The following is a 22529-nucleotide window of genomic DNA, read 5'->3' as shown; positions in this document are numbered from 1 at the left end:
AAGAACAAAGCAGCACACGCCGGCGTGTCGGCCGCAGGGCCGCCTCTCGCAACTTCCGCATGCACGCTTTCGCGGACTTTCCGACAGACCATCGCGCGAGAGTTCGAGCGCCTCAGCTTCGGGGGCCCCGCGAGGGAGTTGGCGGGGAACGCGTCCATGGTCGATTCACTCACGCTTGCGGACTGCCGGAAGCTTCCACATGACTTTTGAATTCGCGCAAATGATCGCTAGAGCGCTCCGCCATCCGGCTCTCGCCGCTCTCCTCACCGAAGCAGTGATTGAAGTCGATGCATTCCGCACACACTGGCGTGGTGCACATCGCCCACCCCTCGTCCTCGCACAATCTTCGATAAAAGAAACGCTTCCAGCGCATATTTTTGGCGTTTTGCGCAGCCAGCGGCGCGAAATGTCTTGCCAACAGACGCGACAACTCAGCCCGCTCACGCAATCCGAGATCTTCCCACAAATGGTTCGGCTCCATCGCACGCCGCGCGATCATGGCTGCCAGCCAGCGACTGATTTCGCCCTTGGTCGATCGCTGTGCCAGCAGGAGGTCACGCACCATTATCTCCTCGTCGCTGGCCGAACCGGCCTTTTGCATCGAGACGGTGACCCGCACCGGCGCGAATGGGAAACATTTTGCCAGGAGTTCATTGAGCTGCTCCACCGTCAGGCCCGCGCGGTCGGGAAGCGACCCTCCATCCATTACCGCCGCACAAAGAACAGAGGCGAGCACGTGCCGGTCAAAATTGTCGTCATCCCTTACGTCGGCGTCGACTGGATCGCAGCCAGATAGAAGATGGTAGAGTTCAATTCCGGCATGCCGTCTGTCAGGGGAGGTCCCGTCCGACGGAGTTGATATCGCAGTGATTAGATCTGTTTGCGCTGCATACATTGACAACTCCATCGGTCGGACCGTGTCAGTTTTGGCCCTCTTTCTGACGATCGACACAATAGTTACGCTGAAAGCGCAGCAAGCTCTGAAGCGGTTTTGCCGACCTGGCTTTCGTCGATCTGCTTCATGATGCCGTGCTCCATCAGCATGTCCTCAAGCTCGTCCATGCTGATCGGGGTCGGGATGATGCCATTGCCGCCATTGTTATGGATTTTGGTCGCGAGATTGCGATAGTGGTCAGCCTGCTTGCAGTCCGGTGCATATTCCAGCACCGTCATGCGGCGTAGCTCGGCGTGTTGGACGACGTTGTCACGGGGCACGAAGTGGATCAGCTGGGTGCCGAGCTTCTTGGCGAGTGCTTCTGCCAGCTCCAGCTCCTTGTCGGTCTGCCGCTCGTTACAGATCAAGCCGCCGAGCCGCACGCCGCCGGAATTGGCATACTTCAGAATGCCCTTGGAGATGTTGTTGGCAGCGTACATCGCCATCATCTCGCCGGACATGACGATGTAGATCTCTTGCGCCTTGTTCTCGCGTATCGGCATCGCAAAGCCGCCGCAGACGACGTCGCCGAGCACATCGTACGACACGTAGTCGATATCCTCATAGGCGCCGTTCTCTTCCAAGAAATTGATCGAGGTGATGACGCCCCGGCCGGCGCACCCCACTCCCGGCTCCGGACCACCGGATTCGACGCAGCGAATGTCTTTGTAACCGACCTTCAAGACGTCCTCGATCTCGAGGTCCTCGACGCTGCCGGCGCTTGCCGCGAGACTCAAGATCGTGTCCTGCGCCTTGGCGTGCAGGATCAAGCGGGTCGAGTCCGCCTTCGGATCGCAGCCGACGATCAGGATCTTGTGACCCATCTCGGCAAGGGCTGCGAGCGTGTTCTGCGATGTCGTCGATTTGCCGATACCGCCCTTGCCGTAAAACGCGATTTGTCTCAGTGAAGACATGCTGTTCTCCATCAACCGATTGCCAATGATTTCGCGCTCGGCTTGCGCAGGATTGTTTCTCTCTCAGAAACGTGGGCACACGGGCATCGGGAAGGAGAACATCGCTCGCCATAGGCGCCGGCGTGGCCTCAGCCCTAACTCGTAGCTGCAGCAATCGAATAGCAACTAGCGTGCCACCCGCCGCGCGTTGAGCGCCCGCTCATGCTCGGAAAATAGTCGACAGGCACGACCGAGGGCACGCCATCGCCGTCCTTCTTACGGTGGCCGAAGCCCACCCAAGGCACCATCTCCCGCAAAGGGAAAGCAAGGAGCCGCTAGCTTCGTGTGAGCACGATGACGAGGCGATCGACGCGGCGGCCATTCTTCAGATGAGACTCAACAATCTCGTCAATGTCCTCCGGTGTACTCGGACGATACCAGACACCGTCAGGATAGACGACCATCAGAGGACCGGAGCCGCAGAAGCCGAGACAGCCGGCTGCGGTGAAGCCGATATCGACCAGCCCTCTCGCCTCGATCGCTTTGCCGAGCCGTTCCCACAACGGTCCACCGCCCGCCGCCCCGCAGCTGCCGTGCGGATGGTCGGGTGGGCGCTGAGTGTGGCACGCAAAAACGTGATGCCGGTAGATCTGTGGGAGTTCGAACTCGTTCATGCTTCCGCTCATACTTCTGTTATTGCAATGCGCCTGTTTTCAAGAGTGGTGAACTCATCCGACCTGGAACTCTGGGGAGCGATGTCGCAGTCGCCGAGAGATCCAACTCTGGCATTGAGCCACAGGATGATCGGCTAGGTCAAAGATGACTTGATGCCACGTCCGCAACTGACGTTTCGGGTAGATTGCTCACCGTGTCACTTCCTTGCAAGTGGCTCAATGCGACACCGCCGTTTGGAGGACGAGCGCGTCGAACGTATCGATCAGTTTTCCCCCTAACGCGGCATAGATCATCCGATGCTGTTGGATGCGGCTCTTACCTGCAAAAGCCCGCGAGACGATTCGTGCCCCACAGTGGTGTCCGGCGCCCGCCAGCTCGGTCACGATCACATCAGCCTCTGGAAGCGCCTCGCGGATCAAGTCTTCGATTGCCGGCCCGGCGATAACCATGTCCCTTACTCCCTGCTCTTGCTGTTTCATGCAAGCTCCACACCAACTTTAGAGAGGACCATTTGAGACACTTCCGCCGAGGCGGATGCCAATCTTGCGTCCGTTCGCCGACAACCCCGCGAGCGAACTGTCGCGAAGATAACAATAGTGTTTCGATCGACTACGTCATGCGGAGATGAGGCTGCTCGGCTTTCCGTCGGGCTCAAGAAATGCGGCGACGACGTATACGCCGAGCATCGACCTTGAGGCGTACTTCATGCCAACCGTCTCGTGCTAGTCAGCGAGCGGCCGGTTGCGCTTTCGCTCCAGAAATGGCCCATTGGCCCGGCGAAGACCCGCGAGAGTCACTGTGAGATCGCTGAACTGCCCTGTTTCGGCTGTGGCCAGCCGAACGCTCGTCCGGCTGATACGAGTGACGGTCAGGGCTCTCTCCTCCGCTTGGCCAGCACAACGCCGGTCGCCCGCGCCGGATCGTCCGTGATCCGCGTACAATGATCTGCGCTATCAAGCAAATGTAGGTCGAATTGCCAGGTGCTGCGAAACGGTGTTTCGGTGAGGTCGGAGGAGTCGCAGGATCCAGGCGAGGTGCGGGTATTTCTGTCGCAACGCCTTATAGGCTTGAGACGCATCATCACACGACGCGAGCACCTGTTCGATGGCCGCAATTTCGCCTGCTTCCAAAGCAATCCGGCGGTCCTTATTTGCCAGAACACGCGTTCCGGATCGGTGTTCAAGAGATCGGTAACCGCTGCCAAGTGCCGGTGCGTCGGGTGCAGTTTCCAGATGCCCTGCTTGTGATCCTTTCGGAACACGTGCCAGCTGGCGCTTGTGCCGTCGTGCTGCAGCATGGCCACGTCCATGACGCCACCCTCGACGCCGATATTGCGCGAGCAGCACGGACTTTCGATCAAGTAGCCGCCGGAAACTACGCTGATATTCACTGAGACGTAACGGTAACGTTCTCTCGACTTTAGCGCGCGCTCGGTTCGCTTGCGGTCGATGTCGTTGGGGTGCATGGGTCCCCGGGATTAGTTCCCAAGATAGGTTTCATCGGTCTACTTTCTAAATCATGCAGATTTCTCTTTCGAGGCATCCGACGACCAACCGCTCACCGACCTCACGAGATAGATCGGCAGGTTTGCTCCCGTATGCCGGCCAACTCAGATGACGCGCCGAAACTGACCAGGATTCCTTCCGCTGGAGCATCAGAGAAGGACCCTTCATTGATCAAGTCGAGCATCGCTTAACGCGCTGGGCCCGGTGATATTTTAGCAGCTTGACTTTGATCACCGTGATTTGGCTCCCGGCAACAGCAGGTCTTCGCTGTCGGATGGGATGACCGGATCAAGTTCCTTGCGCTTCATGCCAACACGGTTGCCGCTTTCGATGAACTCGACGCCGTAAATGTAAAACTGTTGCAAGAAAGTGCCGATCGATACGACGTAGCCGACCTCGCCCTTCTTCGCCAGGATGTCGCCGATCTCTTTGCCGGCATAGGTACCGTCATTGCGGATGGTGCGGTTGGCACGCACCTTCTCGCCAAAGTCGAAGAACGGCGGTGCCGTCAGCTCGACTATGTCACTGTCGGGAACAATGTTGCTCACGCCGGACTCCTTTGTTATGGCTGCAGAGCCGCCGCGAGCTCGCACGCCAGGCGATAGTGATCATCGGCAAGGCCTACAAGTTGGGAGGGCGCGATCCGGCTTGCGTCCTCGTGCCGGATGCGCCAATCCGAGTCACGGCGCAAAGGAGCCAGGAGCGACGCCGACAAGCGTCGGGCGACCTGTAACCCCACCGACGCGTTCACGGTTATCGACCATACTGAGCAACCATTCCTGCGGGACGCGTCGCGCCACGACGCGCCGACTTCAGCTTCCCCGTCGGGGTCAGTCTGTAGAGCAGCAATGGCGTCCTCCGCCGTGCAACTACAGGGCGACCGTAGTCATATTCATCCGCGGCCAGCGACAGCAGTTCATAGCCTTCAAGTGGTGTTTGCGACCCACATCCTAACATCGTGATGAGGATCGTTGCCAAGTTGCAGAGCATGGCGCTTGGACAGACGACGGACGGCGCTCCAATGCACGGTTTCTTGTCGCTGAGCAACGGTGGCAACAGAAAGGAGGCGCAATCGACTTGGTCGCCCTTCCAATTTCGGAGGTCGTTAATGTCGTCACTCATCCTCCCCCATGCGTTCGAGTACGCGCAGAAGAACCTTGGCGCCAATCTTGTCGGTGGGATCGAGCTCCAGGAGTTTTTGGACGGCTAGTCGACCTTCCTCGGTTTGACCAAGGCAAACCTGCAGGTAAGCGTATCCTTTCAGCGAAAACAGGAAGAAGCGAGGCAGGATTTTTTCATAGTGGCTGAACTGCGCATGATCAGCTCGTACAAGGCGCCAGTCGGAGGGGAGACTGTTGGCCTCGGCCGCCTTGCTTATACAGCGCTTGGCAAGCTGAAGCGCCTCGGTGAGGCGCGCTTTATAGAAATAAAAACGAAAGAGGCCGATCAGCACCGCCGCGTGCGCGGGTGCGAGCGCTTCAGCCTTGCGCAAGTGGCTTTCGGCAATATCATCAAGGTGATAGGAGAGGCTCGCTTGCCATAGGTGATGCTCCGCCTCGCTGGGCAGCCCATCTCCAAGCAAGGTGCTGGTGAGGAGCGCTTCGTTGATCTCGGATTGCGGACTGAACAGAGCAGCTGGCATCGCTGGTCACTTGCAATCAATGGTGTCCGCAAGAGACTGACTTGCGATTCTGCAATATGCTAGTCTGCTTCGGCTTATCGACAAAATCGGTCGTCACACCGCCGTTCGGTAGCGAGCTCTCCCGGTGAGTAAACGGCCTGACGTAATCGCGCTCGGAAAGAGCATCAGGGAACCGCGATCTTTCGAGCAGGCTGCTCCCACAGCCGAGCCCGGGACATCCGATCGGGCTAATCGCAAGGCAGAGGTCGCAGCCGGCGCGTGCGCCAGCTTGAAGCTTCATGCGGATCGCTAATAAATTCCCAAAGTTCATGTCCTGTCGTCCCCTCAAGCGGGCGCCTGGTAGCGTGGTAGCGAGGTGTCGACGACACAGGTGTTGTCGACTGGGCAGACTGCCACGCATTGGGGCTCGTCAAAATAGCCGATGCATTCGCAGCATTTCTTGGGATCGATCACGAAGGCTCCGTTCTTCTCCGCGATCGCGACACTCGGGCATTGTGGCTCGCAGGCCGAGCAGCTCGTGCACTGAGAGGCGATAATTTTGAACGGCATCGTTTGATCCAATCTCATGCCGCGGAATTCAACGTGCCCCGATGGATCGCCGCATCCCCACGCTCGATATGTTTGATCGCGCCACTGTCGACCCTGTCTAGATAGGCCTTGAACCAGGCGATCGCCGACTTATCGATAGGCTCATGAGCGTATTGATCGACCGGCTCGACGCCGGCCTTGATCAACTCGTCCCTCGGACAGCCGCCGACTTTGGCAATGAACACCGCGTGGCAATCGCTGATAGCATGGATAATAGTCGCGAGGCTTCCTTCGTCCGCATAGCCACCCTGGCAGTACAGATCGACGCGGCGATGGCCGATGAACTTGACGCCACCGGAGGAGAGCTCATAGACTTGGAATTCCCTGACGTGACCAAAGTGCTCGTTGATGAGGCTCGAGCTCTTTGTCGCGACCGCCACCAGCACCTTAATGCCGCCGAAGTTATCTGCGCGTTCCGCAAGCTCCGCGCACTCAGCGGCTGCCTTGGCGGCGCGCTCTTCCTCTACTTTAGCTTGATAAGCCTTGCGGCTTTCAACATCGTACTTGACATCCATCCGCTCGATCCTCTCCATGCTGAATTCGGCACGACGGTCCTCCCCGAGCAGACCGACCGCGTCGGCGCGGCACTGGCGGCAGTGCCTCATCATGTGCAGATCTCCCTCGCAGTTATCCTGCAGCGCCTTCAATTCCCGCGCCGTCGGGCCACGCTGCCCGTTCAGGCCGAACACGGTTCCGTGCTCGGGCGAGGATATCAGTGGCATGATATTGTGCAGGAAGGCGCCGCGCCGCGTTACGCTCTTATTGACCTCGATGAGGTGTCGGTCGTTGATCCCAGGGATCATGACGGAGTTGATCTTACAGAGAATGCCGCGCCCAGTGAGCATCTCCAGGCCCTGGAGCTGACGATCAGTAAGAAACTTTGCAGCTTCGATGCCGGTGTAGCGTTTGTGTTTGTAGAAGATCCAGGGATAGATCTTTGCGCCGATTTCGGGGTTGATCATATTGATCGTAATCGTGACATGGTCAACGTTGAATTTGGCGATGTTTTCGATGTGATCGGGTAGCGCAAGACCGTTGGTTGACAAGCACAGCTTCAGATCGGGCGCAACCTTATGGACGAGTTCGAACGTCTTGAAGGTCTTTTCCGGGTTGGCGAGTGGATCGCCAGGACCGGCGATGCCAAGCACGGTCATCCGCGGGATGGTAGAGGCGACCGCCATCACTTTCCTGGCGGCCTGCTCGGGCGTGAGCCTCTCGCTGACCACGCCCGGGCGCGATTCATTGGCGCAATCATATTTGCGGTTGCAGTAGTTGCACTGGATGTTGCAGGCCGGCGCGACCGCGACATGCATGCGCGCATAGTGATGATGCGCTTCCTCGCTATAGCAGGGATGGTTCTTCACCTTCTCCCACGTCTCAGCTGGCAGATCACTGGGGCCTGCCGGCGAGCCGCATCTAGCTCTCCCGCTGCGGCCCGTCGCACCGCAGCCCTTGTGCTCGGCAATCGACAGCCTGATCTCGCCGTTCTCAACTGCGTCGCTTGATGATTTCCGATGCGTTAGAGCCCCCATTTGCCCAGTTCTCCCTTCAGGCCTGAGAAGTTTCCGGTATCCGCATCTTAGCAACCGGCGTGCCATGGCTCCGGCTCACGACTTTCATCGTCTTGTCCAATGAGTTAGCAAAGCATCCAATGTTCCTCCGTGTTGGAAAGCTGACATGCGCAATGATAGAAATAGCACGCAGCAGAGGATGCCCTGACGAACTGGCGGTTAAATGACAACGCGAGAGGCGTCTGTTAATCCGCCAGAACGATCTCAAGGACACGTGTAAGCGGAACTGCGAGTGGCGTCAGGCCTTGGTCAACCAGGAAGCGGAGCTCATTCTTGGAGAGCGTGTCGGGCCCGACCACGGCATAGTGGACGTCGGACGAGCGCTTTGAGACCTGTCGCGCATAGGTGCGCAGGAGCTGGTCGTTGAAGCGGCAGCCCAGAAACAGGAGTCTGCGGCCGGTGCGGCGAGCCTTCACCTCGTCGGGAATCGGCGTCTGTATGTCGATTTCAGTCAGCACCTCAACATAGTCGGCATCGGAGACCAGGAAATTCTTCGCCGGGGTGACGCTGCCGTGCGGCTTGTAGAGAACCGTTGTCCAACTTCTTGCCAGAGAGCAATCGACTTCGGCGCCTGCGGCATCGTAGAAGCGGTACCAGCGTTCGTCACTGAGACCGGCGCGCGGAATTCCTTGGATCTCGCCCCAATTGCTACGTCCGGCAAGCGCTTGGCGCATCGCACCATCATACCAGCTATCGACGATCAGCGGCAGCGGCAGCGTCGCAAGATGCCGCTGTAATTCCGTCGGCGCGAACGCTGCGCTAAAGGCATCCGTCATCATCGCTGTCACGATGCTGCGATGCTTCGTGGTTTCGATGTGTTGTGCGCAGGCCCAGGCATTTCCTCTCGCGCGCTTTGGCAACGTTACCTTGGTGCCGAAGAATGCCGCCAAGTCGTCCGGATGTGTCGGCACGGGCGCGTTCGACAATTCCACCAAGCCTGGCCCGAGATAAGGAACAACATTGCCACTACGAAGCTCCTGCGCAACTTGGCGGAGCATGGCTTCGGCCGCCGGCCCATCGACGAACTCGATCTGCGGAGCCGGCACGGTCACGTCTCTTCTCTGTCGCCGTCACGCCTCCTGGCGTTGATCGTAATCGGCAAAGTGGTGTCGCTCGCCATCCGCGGCAGGTCGAGCACCCAGCCATTGGCGATTCTGATCCAGCCGCCCCACAGTGCCTCATGCTCGGATTCAACGATCGATTCTTCGAGATCCTTTTTGGGGACGTAAATCGAGAGGCCAGCTTCAGGTGAACGACGTATGATAATTTTCATCGGAAAGACCTCATTGCATCGAGAGATGGATCCGGCACGCTGTGGCCTTTCAGGTGACGCCCCTATCCAGTTTAGTGATGATGTTTCGCAGCATAACAAGGACATGATCGATCTCCTCGCAGGTGGTCTCGCGAGACAACGAGAAGCGGATCGCGCCGCGCAGCAAATTCGAGGGTACGTTCATCGCTCGAAGCACATGCGACGGCTCCATGGAACCTGACGCGCAGGCTGATCCGATGGAGGCGGCAACGCCGGCGCGATTCAAATGATGGACAATAGCTTCCCCTTCGAGGTGCCCGAAGGCGATATTCGACGTGTTTGGCAGGCGACACTCGTCGTCGCCGAGCACCACGCAATTGCCAAACTCAAGAACGCCCTGCTCCAGCCGGTCGCGCAACGCGGCCATTTTCAGCCCGTCCCCACCGAGTTCCACGGCCGCAAGCTCTGCAGCCTTCCCCAACCCGATGATACCGGGTACGTTCTCGGTGCCGGAACGTCGGCGGCGCTCTTGCGGCCCGCCGAATATCAGCCGCCTGAACTTAGTGTCCTTGCGCACATAGAGCGCGCCAATCCCTTTTGGACCATGCAGCTTATGGCCGGAAAGCGACAGCATGTCGATATCGGTGGTCTTCACGTCGATAGGCATTCGCCCCACAGCCTGCACCGCATCAGTGTGAAAGAGCGCGCCAATGGACCGCGCCATTGTGGCGAGGACCTCCACGGGGAAAATCGTTCCGGTCTCATTATTGGCCCACATGATGGAGACGACTGCCGTGCGCGGGGACAGCGCACGGCGATAAGCATCGATATCGATTCGGCCAGAGCAGTCGACGGGAACGAGATGACATTTGTTGCCGCGACGGCCAAGTTCGTCTGCGAGCGATAGCACCGCCGGATGTTCGACAGTCGTGGTGACGAGTTCGTCGCGTCGCTCCTGCACGGCAAGTGCTGAGAGAATCGCCGTATTATCCGATTCGGTACCGCCCGAGGTAAATACGACCTCGTGATCAAAGGCTGCACCGATCAGCGCCTGCACGCTCCTGCGAGCCTGTCTTATGCTTTCAGCGACTTCGCTGCCTACAGCATGCGCCGACGAGGCGTTGCCGAATCGTTCGGAGAAAAACGGCAGCATCGCCGAGACAACGGACGGATCCGTTCGAGTCGTTGCGTTATTGTCAAGGTAGATCGCTTGCACCTTACGCCTTCGTTAGTGTTTGGCGTTGATGTGTCCCGCGACAGGGAGGGACCAGACGAACGAACTTGCCAAGCCGTTCAACGAGGCGTGCCTGGATGCCTTCCAGAGTAGCACTCGCAAGTTGGCAGAAAACGCAGGCGCCCGTGAGCGTGACCATGATCTTGTTGCCATCGATTCCGACAAACTCACAACATCCGCCGTCATGCTGCGGATTTGGCCGGACTTCATCGAGCACAGCGCGTACGATCTGCTCGAATTCGGCAGGTCTTGCGACCTCCGGCCGGCCCATTTGTGCGGTCTCGACAAGCATTGTTCGAGGTCTTTCTGTGCTAACTTGGTCCGAACGTGGCACTAGCTAAAGGACTTGCCGCATGAGCAGCTCGACTTTGCGTTGGGATTGCTGAACGTGAAACCGGAGCCTTCCAGCGCCACCACAAAGTCGATCGTCGTTCCGGCAAGATGCTCCTGACTGTTGTTGTCGACAAACAGCTTGATGCCGCCTCGCTCAATCACGGTCTCATCGGGCTTTGGCTCGTCGGCAAGTCCCATCGTGTATTTGAATCCGGAACATCCGCCAGCTTCGACCATTATCCGCAAGCCCGTCATGGGCTTCGCCGCCGTAGAGATCGCGCTCTTCAACGCGTTCTCCGCACTCTTCGTCAGTTCGATCATTGTTATCCCTCACTACCGCGCCAGTTCGGGATGAGTTGGGCAAGTCCCATGCCAGCGATTACACCGCTGACAATGCTGGGTTTCTGCTAAATGTCGCGTGACTGCCTTGTAAGGCGTGTCGGGATTGCGACACAAGGCTTTAAATTTTTGGAAAGTCTGGCGCGACATCACCGCGCCGCCAACTACGCATGTCTGCCCACATCGAAGACGGCACTTCTCTGACCTTTTCCGCATATGTGAGGACGGCAAATAATTTGCATAGGGCACGCGAGACTACGTGCGACATTTGCCCCGCCACATCAAACGAGGAGGATTTCATGACGTCGATCGACAACACCGTTTTTTGCCGACTCAATAAGGAAGGTCGGTTGCTAAATGCGGTGCTGAAGGGTGACACAACGAAGCCTGGCCGCTTCGGCTTCCGCGGCGACATTGCGCTAAGGTTCCAAGCTCAGCTCGCAGACGAGAAGCGTCCGCCCGACTATTCGATCGAACAGGTATTGACGGTCGCAGACGAAGGGCAGACCACGATCCCGGTACTGGCTGGCTACTTGCATTCTTTTGAATATCTTGCCGATGTCGTAAAAGTACTGGACGGCGATTTAAGCCCGAAGGGCACCTATTTCATTTTCTGCAACAACATCGATCTGCTGGCGAAATATCGCATCAAGTTCGGCGACATCACATTCCACGTGCTGCCATGTGACGAGTCGACGGTGTGGAAGGAGATGATGGATCTCACGGGCGTCGATAAGAACGACATCAAGAAACTCGATACTGCCGGCAAGCTCGATCATCTGCTCGATGCCGCCAAGAGCGTCGATGCCTCTTATGCCGAACTCTCCTACGAGGAGGGGCTCGCCAAGATGCAGCCAGTAAGGAACCGCAACGAGAATCGTCCCGTCTAACTTCGCGCCCGATCGCATCGCTTCTTCCATCCTCCTAGGCCGTTGGCGGGGTGGTGAGGGACTTGTCCGCGGGGCAGACAATCTAAAGAAGACAATTGCGAAAGCATCAGCAGACCCATCCGCCATTGTGCTACGACCCCGAGCAACTTTCTACGTGGTCGATGTTCGCGGAACGGACACCTCTCTTCGAGGCGGATGATCGCGTGATTTGGCAAAGCGTCGCACTTGGAAGACCGGGCAATATGTGGGTTGCTACACAGGAGGCAGAATAGAAATGGCAACGCTTGTCAAGACCACCCAGGACGGCCGCAAGCTCGAGGTACTAGGGCTGGCAATCCTGCTCGGGGGCAAGCTCGAAGCTAATGAGCTCATGGAAGTCAAGGATCATCCTTACCGCCGAGCGATCCTGTCCGCAGTACCTAACGCGACCCACACGGCCGGCCGCGTCCCGTTGACGCGCGAGGAAGCAGAGATCGTTCTTGCCGCCTTCAAGGAAACCGAGGCTGATATGCTCGCCAATCCCGTCGCCATCCACGAGCGGTTTCGCATTGCTGCGATGATGAAGGCACGTGAAGAGGGGATCGAGTAGCAGGAGTAGTGTTGACTTTTGTCTGCAACTCGCAGCGTCATATATGCGTGGAGCTGGCTTCAAGCGCTCCAAGTGCAGAATCCCCCGCGTCATCGGGAATTTTCACAGATAGGCGCGGGGAAGACGGTGAGAAGCGCCAAGATCAAGTACCCGCGTCTAGAGCGCCATCTCCCGACGCTCAAGCAGGAATGTGCCGCACTCCTGGCGCACCGATGGCCGCACTCATGCAGCTTCTTGCGAAGCCGCAACCACACCAGCATGAGCGGTGCAGCTCATGCCGCGACGCGTAGAAGCGCCGTATAGTCGCCAGATTGAAACAGTTACGCCAGGTACTGGACGATTCCATCGGTGGGCGCCAGATTTTCGGCGCCATTTCGTGCCGCCAGTCGCATGGCCTGCGAACTTTCGCGCACTCCACCAACACTCGCCAGTTGGAAAATCGATCGCCAGAGGCAGCGCCTTGCGAAACGTCATCAGGCCCTCGGATCTATCAGCGCGCCCTTCAGCCGTGATGCGGCCCGGTGATAGTCCGCCATAAGGAGAGATCCGTCGGCCCCGTGCGTCCACGGTTCTCTCAAACGCGGATTCCGCGACGGTGGCTCGGCCGGCGCCGCATATCGGCAAGCCATCGCAGCGGATCGTAGATGCAACGAGCCACCGTTGGAAGGTTTCTGCAATCTAACTTTTTTGTATGCCGACCCGGCGTGTACGGAGACCGAAATTGAAGACTGATCAGTCTTTGAGGCTCTCGTGGCGCAGTTCATCGAGCTTGTCCGCAGCTTCGGAAAGGGCGCACCGCTGCGCGTCGGTCAGAGCCTGCCGCAGCGGTCTCGGAATACGTCCCGCGAGCAGATCGTCGACATAGCGGGCTGACGCGCGCGCCGAGCGCGCCCGCCGCAAGCTACATGAAGGTTAAGACGGCGATGGAGCGGGGTTCGGCGCCGCGCATAGCAGCATCAGGCGACCGTGTCTCCGGTGTCAACAGGTTGCTCCGCTGCAGAAGATCCAAGGGTCTTTACCGCTTCTCTGTTCGCGATGGTTAGCCTGAAGCAGCTGAAGTGTGGGTCTGGCAGTTGGTCGGACACACCCGGGCGCAGGCGCCGCAGCCGATGCACGCTCCGTTATCGTTTAGCACCATGACCTTCTTCTCGACCTCGTCATCATCGTCTTCGAGATCAATCATCTCGCCGTTCTCGTTCATGCCCTTCAGCATCATGACCTCGCGGCCACACACCTTGTAACACCGGCCGCAGCCGATGCACTTCTTTGGATCGATGGAAACCAGATACTTCGGATTCCAGACGCGGCCGTCGCGCGTTGCAAATGACATGGTCACGATCCGTATGCTTTTTCCCGCGCCTTAAGATCCTCGCGCTTACGCTCGAGCTCGTCGAAGGCGTCGTGGACCTTTTGGGCAACACTTAGGATCGAGGTCCAGTTGACCGGCAATTCCTCGGCGAAGTCGTGGAGATCCATCTTTGCCTGAGTGGCTTTGGCCGACAGCTTCTTGATCTCGGCCTTCAGTGCCTCAAGATCGCTCATTCGTCACCTCAGTAATTCGCGACTTCCGGAAAACTGCGGATCATCTCGATTCCGCTGTCGACATATGTGTCACCGTCCTTGATCAGCTTTGAGAGAGTGTCAAAGCCGAAACGATGCACATCGCGCAGTTGCTTGTTTACGACAATGAGCCGTCCACCGATTAACACTATGCGGCCAAAGCCCTCATGGTGCATTTTCAGCATCGGCGAGATCATGACGCCGGTACCCTTCTCAATAGACACTGCAACGGCGTTGAAGAACAATTCCAGCCGCCAGATCGTGTCCGGATCGGGATCGCCGACGATGGGTAAGGCACGGCGCTTCTCCCGGTCGAGAACATAGGGCTCAAGCAGCTCGAGATCCTTCTTGCCTTCCCAAGCGCCATGCCCGTCCTGGGCGCGCCAGATCTTGACGAGCTCCTTCACAAAGGGCGCCTCCGCCTCAGAGCCGGGTTGGATCAATTCAGCCGCTTCAGTCATGATTATCTTCCTCAGTCCTCGAAATCAAACGAGCGATCCCCTTCCGTAGCGAGCACTTTGCGCAACCAAGGTGGCGGCGAGCCTTTCAATACACCTTCAAGCTTGATGCAAAGATCGTCGATCGCTTCAGGCTGGCTCACCTTGATCGGATGGATATTACTTGCGACGACGCGAGCGGCGCCGGAGCCGCCGATAGCAGCAACGTAGAGGATGGCGCAGTCTTTGATGGCTTTGACCTTCGGCGCCAGCTTGTCCTCATTGCCATCTTCGTTGAGTTCACCATCGAACTGAATAACCTCGACCAAGCGGTGGCCCTCGGGTCTGACATCATAGATGGCGATGTTTTTGGCCCAACCAAAATGGGCATCGACGTGCTTCAGATCCTGGGTGGCGAATGCGACTTTCATCGGCGTATTCCTCTCTTCCGTCAATCCAGCCGCGGCAGAACGACATGCGGGCCGTTCTAAGTGGTGCGCCAGGTGTCCGGCGTCGGCTGGCGGTTGTCCTCGCGATCGGCAACGATGAGATTGGCGAGTGCAAAGATCAGCTCGCGCGTGCCGCGATAGCCGACCGTCATCTGGTAAGCTGCGCCAAGGCGATCGAACATCGGAAAGCCGGCTCGGAAGAACGGAATGTTCAACCGCGCCGCCGCCTGGCGACCGTGCGAATGGGAGATCAAGAGATCGCAGTCCCGCGCCTTGGCAAGGTCCTCCAGATCTTCCAGATCGCCGATGACGACTTCTCCGATCGCCACGCGTTCGAGCACAGAAGACGCTGTTGTCGTCACCGCGGCCGTCACCTGCACGCCCATCTCGTAGAGCATGCTGGAGACGTCGAATAAGAGGTCGGGCTCCGCCCCGATGGCGAGCTTTCGACCGCCGATATGGAAATGCGCATCCAGCATGGCGTCCGCGAGTTGGCCACGCTGCCGGCGATATTTCGCGGGCACGGGCCTGCCGCTGATTTCGCTCACAAAAGCGATGAATACATCGTTGGGGACGAGGCCACAGACACGCTCGAACAGCCGGAACGGCACGCCCGTCTTCGCCTGCATCGCCTCGGCTGCGCACCTCATCTGGGCTCCGATTGCGATGGTCCAAGCCGCCTGCCCCATGGTCGCGATCTCGTCGACCCCGATCCCACCGATCGTGGTCGACGTGAACTCGTCGGGGATGTGACCGTCGAGCGAACCGGCGATGTCTGGGAGGAATGACGGCCTTAGCCCGAAGTCCTCAACAATCGCCCGTAGCTCGTCAAGGTCGCCGGGGGTGAGATGGCAGCCAGGCAGGACATTAATGCGCGAGGGATCGCGCGGTGCGGCCGCGTCGACAGGTTCGACAAGCACCTCAACCATTCGCGCCACGGTCTTTTCCCAACCATCCTGAAACGCCTCCTTGAAATCCGGCGTCGATACGTAGACGAGCGGAAGTTTTTCAAGCTGCGGATGCTTCTGCCGAATGAGGCGAATGAAGGCTTCGACGTCGTCGCCCTTGGTCTCGGTGACACCGGTCGAATTGATGCCAATAATTTCGGGGTTGGTGCGGTTGTAGATGTTGAGAATAGCCTGCTCGACATTCTCGTATCCACCGAGCACGGTCGCAACCTCGCTCATTGCGGTAGTTTGCAGCGGCACCGCCTCCTTGAAATGGCGGACAAACAGGGTCAAGCCGAATGATGTGCAGCCTTGAGAGCCGTGTAGGAGTGGCATGGCACCCCGAAGCCCCAGGAAGGCAAAGGAGCCACCGATCGGCTGGCTCATCTTCAGCGGATTGATCGAACAAGCCTTGTTGGAACTGGTAACGATAGCCATGGCTTGGACTCAGCTTTGCCGCCCCTACTCCGCCGCCTGCGGCATGGACGCGCAATGGGCGGTAACGTCCTGGATGGTTTCCTTACTCGCGCGGCAGACGCTGGCCCCTGTGCGCGGCGCGGCTCCATCGACAATTGTCAAGCGGTGGGCGGCACCGGCGTCTTTGATGACGCGGCGACCCACGGCCTCGCAGGAGCAGGGTCTCTTGACGGGGCTGGCCTTTTCGACGCGGAGCGGCTTCGGAGCAACTTCCGCGGACCGGACATCCATCTGCGCAAGCGCCTTGGCATGCCAAGTGAGGTCGTCATCAATCCACGGCGCAGGATTACGGAGCTGATCCCATACCGGGTTGTGCAGCGCCTTATCGATCTCTTCGATCAGCTTCACGATGCCGACATACCCCATATAGGCGTAGCAGCGCTCCTGATTGATATCCAGCCATGGTGTCGTAGCCTTCAGGGCGACAAACTGTGACTTTCCGCCCGAGAGCATGATGTCGGCTTTTGCTTCTTTGAGCATCTTGTACATTTCACGCGGCGCCAGCTCCTCAATCATGTGTGCATCATGGCCCATCATTTTCTGGATGCGCTCCTTGTCCTCCCTGGTTGATTTTTTTACGGAAGTACCGACGATCTCGAGCCCGACCTCCTGCAAAGCCGCAACGACAGACCACGATTTCACGCCGCCGGTGACGAGCAGCACCTTCTTGCCAGCTAGGCGTGGCTTGAAACACTCGATCGCAGCTCTGGCCTTTGTTTCCTCGCGAGTGACTGCGGCCTCAGTTCGTTCCATCAACTCGGTCGCTGCGCCGCGCTCGATCAACATGTGCGCGATCTTGCGCAGCGATTCGCTTGAGTCCTGAATCCCGTAGAATGAGCCCTCGAAGAACGGGATCCCGTAGCGCTCCCTCATCTTGCTCGCAACATTGATCATGGATTTGGAGCACACCATCATTGCGGCGCGAGCCCGGTGCGAGCTGGCCACCTCACGATACTTCCCATCGCCGGATATGCAGGACAGGATGCGAATGCCGAGTTCGTCCAGCAGCGGCTTGATCTGCCAAAGCTCGCCGGACAAATTGTATTCGCCGATAAGATTGATATCGTAGGGCGTGACGAAATCTGGCTCCTGCGTACCGATCACGCATCCCAGCAGCGCTTCGCCGGCGAGCTTGTTGCCGAGATTCTTCGAACCAAGAAAGCCCGGCGAATTGACAGGAATCACGGGCTTGCCGAGCTTCGTCGCGGCCACCTTGCAAACCGCATTGATATCGTCGCCGATCATGGCTGGAACGCAGGTCTGGTAGACAAAAATCGCCGCCGGGTCGTACTTCGCGATGATTTCCTTTATGGCTTTGTACAGCCGCTTCTCGCCGCCGAATAGGACATCAATCTCTTGCATATCAGTCGTGAAGCTCCGCCGCCAGAGATCGGAGCCTGAGGAGGCAGAGCCGCGATTATCCCACGAGTTGCCTTCGCACGCGATCGGACCATGAACAAGATGAGCGACATCAGTAAACGGCTGCAGCGCAATCTTAGCGCCATCAAATGCGCATCCTCCGGCGGCTCCGCCCGGCTGCAGCTGCTTGGTACAGCCTTTCTTGCGCACAGCCTGCGATTTGTTGGTGTTCTTGGCACAGTCCGCCTGGTTGAAGACGTCTTGGATGGTAGCCGATAGCGAAGTCACAATTTCTCCTTCCGCGGACGCTTCTAGTCCGGCCAGGGTCGACAGGCCGGCTGATGGGCTGATGCCCTGCATTCCCACCTCACGACCGCGACAAGCTGCATGAGGCATAGACACGCTCACCTCAACGAATTATGTCGAAGCTGTAATCGGTTTTGCCCACAACGTTGGTGTTCCTGTCGATCTCTTCAAAGATCTTGTCGAGTATCTTCACCAGCACATTCATACCACCCTGATAACCCCATACCGGATAGCGGTGATGATGGTGCCGATCGAACACTGGAAAGCCGATGCGGATCAGCGGCGTGCCCGTGTCGCGTTCCAGGTACTTTCCGTAGGTGTTACCGATCAGAAAATCGACCGGCTCGGTGAACAGCAGCGAACGCATGTGCCAGAGGTCCTTACCCGGATAGGCATGACAGTCTTTGCCGAATTGCGAACTGGCGAAGAGCGCCTGCATCTTATCCTCCCAGCCCTTGTTGCCATTGGTTGAGAGGACGTGGGTCGGTTCGGAACCGAGCTCGAGCAGAAAGGCCGCCAATCCATAGCAAAGGTCGGGATCACCATAGATCGCGAACTTCTTACCGTGAATGTGCGCGCTGGAATCCGCCATGGCGTCGACCAGACGACCGCGTTCCCGTTCGAGGAGTTTCGGAATCGCCTTACCGGTTATCCGCGACAGCGTCATAAGGAAGTCGTCTGTCGCGCTGACGCCGACCGGATGGTTGAACGCAACGACTTGCTGACCATGGCTCGCGATGAACGGCAGCGTTCTCTCCGTACAATATTGCTGCATGGAGATGGTCGCCTTGGCGTGAATAGCATTCGCGGTGTCTTCCAGCGTGGTGCCGCCATCATACATCCGGAATTCACCGTCCGTTGGCGTATCGAACACGTCACTGTTATCCGCCAGGATCGTGTACCCAATCCCCATCAATTCGAAGATGCGCTTTACTTCGCGAATATTGCCTACGGTGTAGCCGTCGAAGCCGCCGATGAAGTTGATCTTCTCGTTCGGCTCGCGCTCCAGTTTTGGCTCAGCCCGGGCCTTACCGTCCCAGAAATGCTCGATAATGCCTTTCAGGGCGTTGTCATAGCCAGTGATATGGCTACCGACGAAGGCTGGCGTGTGAGCGAAGGGCACGTCGAACTCGGCCGGCACCGACCCCTTCTCCTTCGACGTCTTGATGAAGGCGTTGAGATCGTCGCCGATCACCTCCGCCATGCAGGTAGTCGAGACCGCGATCATCTTCGGTTTGTACATGTTGTAGCTGTTGGCGAGTCCGTCGATCATATTATTGAGACCGCCGAATACGGCTGCGTCTTCGGTCATCGACGAGGACACACATGAGGTCGGCTCCTTAAAGTGCCGCGACAGGTGGCTTCGGTAGTAGGCTACGCAGCCCTGTGAGCCATGGACAAAAGGCAACGTGCGCTCGAAGCCGACCGAAGCAAACACGGCGCCTAATGGCTGGCACGCCTTGGCCGGATTGATAGTGAGTTCCTCGCGTGCGAAGTTCTTTTCTCGATATTCGGGTGTCTTGGCCCACTCGCGGATACGCTCGATCTCCGCGGGATCATGCGCATTCTCGAAGAGCGCTCTCTTGTTAGCCAGCATCTGCTGGTATTCCGGACCTCGGAACAGCTCGAAATGATCGAGCACGTTTTCGGCGTTCTGTGGCATCGTGGCGTCCTTGTTGAATTCCTGTTCGAACGACTGGTCCGGCTTATTTATTCCGCAGCCATCAGGCTTGGACGCGGGGTGTCCTTCCAGGGCGCCCTGGTCTTCTTCCAGATCGGGGAATTGATTGCCATGTCCATGTCGCGGGCGAAGATCGCGAACCCATCGTATCCATGATAAGGACCCGAATAGTCCCAGGAGTGCATTTGCCGGAACGGCACGCCCATCTTCTGGAACACGTACTTCTCCTTAATGCCGGAGCCAACGATGTCGGGCTGCATCTTCTCGACGAAGCGCTCGAACTCGTAGCCAGTGACATCGTCATAAATCAGTGTACCATCCTTGACGTAATGCCGGGCGGTGCGCTGATAATCGTCGTTGTGACCGAACTCGTAGCCAGTCCCGATGACCTCCATACCGAGGTCTTCGTAGGCGCCTATCACGTGCCGAGGGCGCAGGCCACCAACGAAGAGCATCACGGACTTGCCTTCTAGGCGCGGCCGGTACTTGGCGGTGACGGCATCCATTAGCGGCTTGTATTTCACGATGACGCGTTCGGCCCCGTCCTTAATCTTGTCGTCGAAGAAGCTCGCGATCTTGCGCAGTGACTCCGCGATTTTTGATGGACCGAAGAAGTTGTACTCGCACCAGGGAATGCCGAACTTCTCCTCCATGTGGCGAGAGATGTAGTTCATCGAACGATAGCAGTGTAGGATGTTAAGCTTGGCCTTTGGCGTCGCCTCAAGTTCGGCGAGGCTGCCGTCGCCGGACCACTGCGCAATCACCCGCAGACCCATCTCCTCCAGGAGAATGCGAGAGGACCATGCGTCGCCGCCGATGTTGTAGTCGCCGATGATGGCGACGTCATAGGGTGTTGGTTCGAATCGAAGCTCCGCCTCTGAGGTGATCTTGTCAAATACCCAGTCGCGTACGGCGTCGTTGGCGATGTGGTGGCCAAGCGACTGCGATACGCCACGGAACCCTTCGCAGCGCACCGGCACGATTGTCTTGCCATCATACTCCTTCGACTTGGCCCTCGACACTGCCTCTATGTCATCGCCGATCAGACCGATGGGGCACTCCGATTGGACAGTGATTCCGCGGTTGAGCGGAAACAAGGTCTCAATTTCATCGATGACCTTGGCGAGCTTCTTGTCGCCGCCGAAGACGATGTCCTTTTCCTGAAAGTCGGAGGTGAACTGCATGGTTCCGAAGGCATCGATGCCGGTGGTACCAACATAATAGTTGCGCCGCGATCCCCAGGAATACTGACCGCAACCGACCGGACCGTGGCTGATATGGATCATGTCCTTTATCGGACCCCACACCACTCCTTTCGAGCCGGCATAGGCGCAGCCTCGAATGGTCATCACGCCCGGGATCGATTTGAGATTCGATTTGACACCACAGTCGGGCTTGCCAGCCTCGTGCACGTTGAGGTGCTTGGCACGTCGCTTGGCCGTCTTCTCCGGATAAACTTCCAAAACTTCGTCGATCAACTCCTTGTTGCGGGCCTTGATCTCTGCAACGCTCTGGGTGGATGCCAGGCTCATACGAGTATCCTTCTGATTGTCTCTGCGCTTTACGGACCGACGCTTCGTCGAAACTGCCGAATGTGAGGTCCGACCTCAAGCCGAGAGAGCAGCAAGCTCTGAAGCGGTTTTGCCGACCTGGCTTTCGTCGATCTGCTTCATGATGCCGTGCTCCATCAGCATGTCCTCAAGCTCGTCCATGCTGATCGGGGTCGGGATGATGCCATTGCCGCCATTGTTATGGATTTTGGTCGCGAGATTGCGATAGTGGTCAGCCTGCTTGCAGTCCGGTGCATATTCCAGCACCGTCATGCGGCGTAGCTCGGCGTGTTGGACGACGTTGTCACGGGGCACGAAGTGGATCAGCTGGGTGCCGAGCTTCTTGGCGAGTGCTTCTGCCAGCTCCAGCTCCTTGTCGGTCTGCCGCTCGTTACAGATCAAGCCGCCGAGCCGCACGCCGCCGGAATTGGCATACTTCAGAATGCCCTTGGAGATGTTGTTGGCAGCGTACATCGCCATCATCTCGCCGGACATGACGATGTAGATCTCTTGCGCCTTGTTCTCGCGTATCGGCATCGCAAAGCCGCCGCAGACGACGTCGCCGAGCACATCGTACGACACGTAGTCGATATCCTCATAGGCGCCGTTCTCTTCCAAGAAATTGATCGAGGTGATGACGCCCCGGCCGGCGCACCCCACTCCCGGCTCCGGACCACCGGATTCGACGCAGCGAATGTCTTTGTAACCGACCTTCAAGACGTCCTCGATCTCGAGGTCCTCGACGCTGCCGGCGCTTGCCGCGAGACTCAAGATCGTGTCCTGCGCCTTGGCGTGCAGGATCAAGCGGGTCGAGTCCGCCTTCGGATCGCAGCCGACGATCAGGATCTTGTGACCCATCTCGGCAAGGGCTGCGAGCGTGTTCTGCGATGTCGTCGATTTGCCGATACCGCCCTTGCCGTAAAACGCGATTTGTCTCAGTGAAGACATGCTGTTCTCCATCAACCGATTGCCGATATGCATAATGCGCTTCGTCGTGATCCCATCGCGCGGTTCGCCGCCTTTGCAGCTAATGGAGATACAAAGGCCGACAGCCGCGCCGCTTGAGCAATGACTTTTGCAACGAGCGTGCCAGTGCCTGCTCGCGAGGAAAAAGCGGTGTAAATGGAGATAGATACAGGCGCAGATGGGCTTTGTTGCAAGTCCTACATCGGCAAGTCTCAAGACGTGTGCGTCGCACTCGCCTGTCCGAAACACGGCAAACCTTGCTTTACCCGGCTAGCGAAATCGGCAGTTTTCCCTGCGCAAACGGCTAATCACATCACGGCCCAGAGCTTGCTTGATGCCTATCAATCAATGA

25 protein-coding genes and 1 pseudogene are annotated in these 22529 nt (G+C 58.1%); 3 read left to right on the top strand and 23 right to left on the bottom strand.

From position 1 onward, the window contains the following. Positions 1-169: 169 nt before the first annotated feature. The 14 genes and pseudogenes from NLM25_RS08040 to NLM25_RS07970 form a co-directional block, all read right to left on the bottom strand. Positions 170-895, bottom strand: coding sequence for a nitrogen fixation protein NifQ (locus NLM25_RS08040; RefSeq protein ID WP_254136606.1), 726 nt, complete (start codon positions 893-895; stop codon positions 170-172). A gap of 62 nt (positions 896-957) precedes the next feature. Next, complete coding sequence (nifH, locus tag NLM25_RS08035) at positions 958-1848, bottom strand: nitrogenase iron protein (protein WP_254116363.1); 891 nt, start codon at positions 1846-1848, stop codon at positions 958-960. Between the two features lie 314 nt (positions 1849-2162). Beyond that, the gene (locus tag NLM25_RS08030; RefSeq protein ID WP_375166818.1) at positions 2163-2501 is read right to left on the bottom strand and encodes a ferredoxin; all 339 of its coding nucleotides are present in this window, start codon (positions 2499-2501) and stop codon (positions 2163-2165) included. 216 nt (positions 2502-2717) lie between these two features. Further along, complete coding sequence (locus NLM25_RS08025; protein WP_254116381.1) at positions 2718-2981, bottom strand: BolA/IbaG family iron-sulfur metabolism protein; 264 nt, start codon at positions 2979-2981, stop codon at positions 2718-2720. Between the two features lie 671 nt (positions 2982-3652). Further along, positions 3653-3967 (bottom strand): annotated as a pseudogene (locus NLM25_RS08015) (hypothetical protein); the annotation flags it as partial. A gap of 270 nt (positions 3968-4237) precedes the next feature. Further along, positions 4238-4555 (bottom strand): nitrogen fixation protein NifZ, encoded by a 318-nt coding sequence (locus NLM25_RS08010; protein ID WP_254116380.1) that lies wholly within the window; start codon positions 4553-4555, stop codon positions 4238-4240. 566 nt (positions 4556-5121) lie between these two features. Further along, complete coding sequence (locus tag NLM25_RS08005) at positions 5122-5649, bottom strand: hypothetical protein (protein ID WP_254136605.1); 528 nt, start codon at positions 5647-5649, stop codon at positions 5122-5124. 324 nt (positions 5650-5973) lie between these two features. Continuing rightward, a complete protein-coding gene (locus NLM25_RS08000) occupies positions 5974-6198 on the bottom strand; it encodes a 4Fe-4S binding protein (RefSeq protein ID WP_254116378.1) in 225 nt (74 codons plus the stop codon). A 14-nt stretch (positions 6199-6212) separates the two neighbouring features. Beyond that, a complete protein-coding gene (gene nifB, locus NLM25_RS07995; RefSeq protein WP_254136604.1) occupies positions 6213-7769 on the bottom strand; it encodes a nitrogenase cofactor biosynthesis protein NifB in 1557 nt (518 codons plus the stop codon). Between the two features lie 224 nt (positions 7770-7993). Next, positions 7994-8860, bottom strand: coding sequence for an SIR2 family protein (locus tag NLM25_RS07990; protein WP_375167814.1), 867 nt, complete (start codon positions 8858-8860; stop codon positions 7994-7996). Next, positions 8857-9081 (bottom strand): putative nitrogen fixation protein NifT, encoded by a 225-nt coding sequence (gene nifT / locus NLM25_RS07985; RefSeq protein ID WP_254136603.1) that lies wholly within the window; start codon positions 9079-9081, stop codon positions 8857-8859. Before nifT ends, NLM25_RS07990 begins: the two co-directional genes overlap by 4 nt. A gap of 49 nt (positions 9082-9130) precedes the next feature. Continuing rightward, positions 9131-10276 carry a cysteine desulfurase NifS gene (gene nifS, locus NLM25_RS07980; protein WP_254116375.1) on the bottom strand — a complete coding sequence of 382 codons (1146 nt, stop codon included), beginning with the start codon at positions 10274-10276 and terminating at the stop codon, positions 9131-9133. Position 10277: 1 nt separating this feature from the next. Beyond that, positions 10278-10586, bottom strand: coding sequence for a NifU family protein (locus NLM25_RS07975; RefSeq protein WP_254116374.1), 309 nt, complete (start codon positions 10584-10586; stop codon positions 10278-10280). 41 nt (positions 10587-10627) lie between these two features. Continuing rightward, the gene (locus NLM25_RS07970; protein WP_254116373.1) at positions 10628-10948 is read right to left on the bottom strand and encodes an iron-sulfur cluster assembly accessory protein; all 321 of its coding nucleotides are present in this window, start codon (positions 10946-10948) and stop codon (positions 10628-10630) included. Between the two features lie 317 nt (positions 10949-11265). On the opposite strand from NLM25_RS07970, the gene NLM25_RS07965 reads away from it, so the two are divergent. From NLM25_RS07965 to NLM25_RS43870, 3 genes are all read left to right on the top strand, one after another. Continuing rightward, a complete protein-coding gene (locus tag NLM25_RS07965) occupies positions 11266-11856 on the top strand; it encodes a hypothetical protein (RefSeq protein WP_254116372.1) in 591 nt (196 codons plus the stop codon). 274 nt (positions 11857-12130) lie between these two features. Beyond that, positions 12131-12445, top strand: coding sequence for a hypothetical protein (locus tag NLM25_RS07960; protein WP_254116371.1), 315 nt, complete (start codon positions 12131-12133; stop codon positions 12443-12445). A gap of 750 nt (positions 12446-13195) precedes the next feature. Further along, positions 13196-13318, top strand: a complete 123-nt coding sequence (locus tag NLM25_RS43870; RefSeq protein ID WP_256570671.1) for a hypothetical protein — start codon at positions 13196-13198, stop codon at positions 13316-13318. A gap of 166 nt (positions 13319-13484) precedes the next feature. On the opposite strand, the gene fdxB is transcribed toward NLM25_RS43870, so the two are convergent. The 9 genes from fdxB to nifH (NLM25_RS07915) form a co-directional block, all read right to left on the bottom strand. Further along, positions 13485-13775 carry a ferredoxin III, nif-specific gene (gene fdxB / locus NLM25_RS07955; RefSeq protein WP_254136602.1) on the bottom strand — a complete coding sequence of 97 codons (291 nt, stop codon included), beginning with the start codon at positions 13773-13775 and terminating at the stop codon, positions 13485-13487. A 2-nt stretch (positions 13776-13777) separates the two neighbouring features. Beyond that, the gene (locus NLM25_RS07950) at positions 13778-13987 is read right to left on the bottom strand and encodes a CCE_0567 family metalloprotein (RefSeq protein ID WP_254116369.1); all 210 of its coding nucleotides are present in this window, start codon (positions 13985-13987) and stop codon (positions 13778-13780) included. A gap of 8 nt (positions 13988-13995) precedes the next feature. Continuing rightward, the gene (locus NLM25_RS07945; RefSeq protein ID WP_254116368.1) at positions 13996-14466 is read right to left on the bottom strand and encodes a NifX-associated nitrogen fixation protein; all 471 of its coding nucleotides are present in this window, start codon (positions 14464-14466) and stop codon (positions 13996-13998) included. 11 nt (positions 14467-14477) lie between these two features. Continuing rightward, on the bottom strand, positions 14478-14873 hold the full coding sequence (nifX, locus tag NLM25_RS07940; RefSeq protein ID WP_254116367.1) for a nitrogen fixation protein NifX: 396 nt from the start codon (positions 14871-14873) through the stop codon (positions 14478-14480). A 56-nt stretch (positions 14874-14929) separates the two neighbouring features. Next, positions 14930-16276: a nitrogenase iron-molybdenum cofactor biosynthesis protein NifN gene (nifN, locus tag NLM25_RS07935; protein WP_254136601.1), complete on the bottom strand. Its 1347-nt coding sequence runs from the start codon at positions 16274-16276 to the stop codon at positions 14930-14932. A gap of 24 nt (positions 16277-16300) precedes the next feature. Next, the gene (gene nifE, locus NLM25_RS07930; protein ID WP_254124170.1) at positions 16301-17962 is read right to left on the bottom strand and encodes a nitrogenase iron-molybdenum cofactor biosynthesis protein NifE; all 1662 of its coding nucleotides are present in this window, start codon (positions 17960-17962) and stop codon (positions 16301-16303) included. Between the two features lie 121 nt (positions 17963-18083). Next, positions 18084-19643, bottom strand: a complete 1560-nt coding sequence (nifK, locus tag NLM25_RS07925) for a nitrogenase molybdenum-iron protein subunit beta (protein WP_254136600.1) — start codon at positions 19641-19643, stop codon at positions 18084-18086. 47 nt (positions 19644-19690) lie between these two features. Beyond that, a complete protein-coding gene (gene nifD / locus NLM25_RS07920) occupies positions 19691-21193 on the bottom strand; it encodes a nitrogenase molybdenum-iron protein alpha chain (RefSeq protein WP_254136599.1) in 1503 nt (500 codons plus the stop codon). A gap of 75 nt (positions 21194-21268) precedes the next feature. After that, the gene (gene nifH / locus NLM25_RS07915) at positions 21269-22159 is read right to left on the bottom strand and encodes a nitrogenase iron protein (protein WP_254116363.1); all 891 of its coding nucleotides are present in this window, start codon (positions 22157-22159) and stop codon (positions 21269-21271) included. Positions 22160-22529 lie beyond the last annotated feature (370 nt).

The organism is Bradyrhizobium sp. CCGB01, assembly GCF_024199795.1.
Classification (GTDB): Bacteria; Pseudomonadota; Alphaproteobacteria; order Rhizobiales; family Xanthobacteraceae; genus Bradyrhizobium.
The sequence above is the reverse complement of the archived record's forward strand: the minus strand, read 5'-3'. Positions and strand labels throughout refer to the sequence as shown.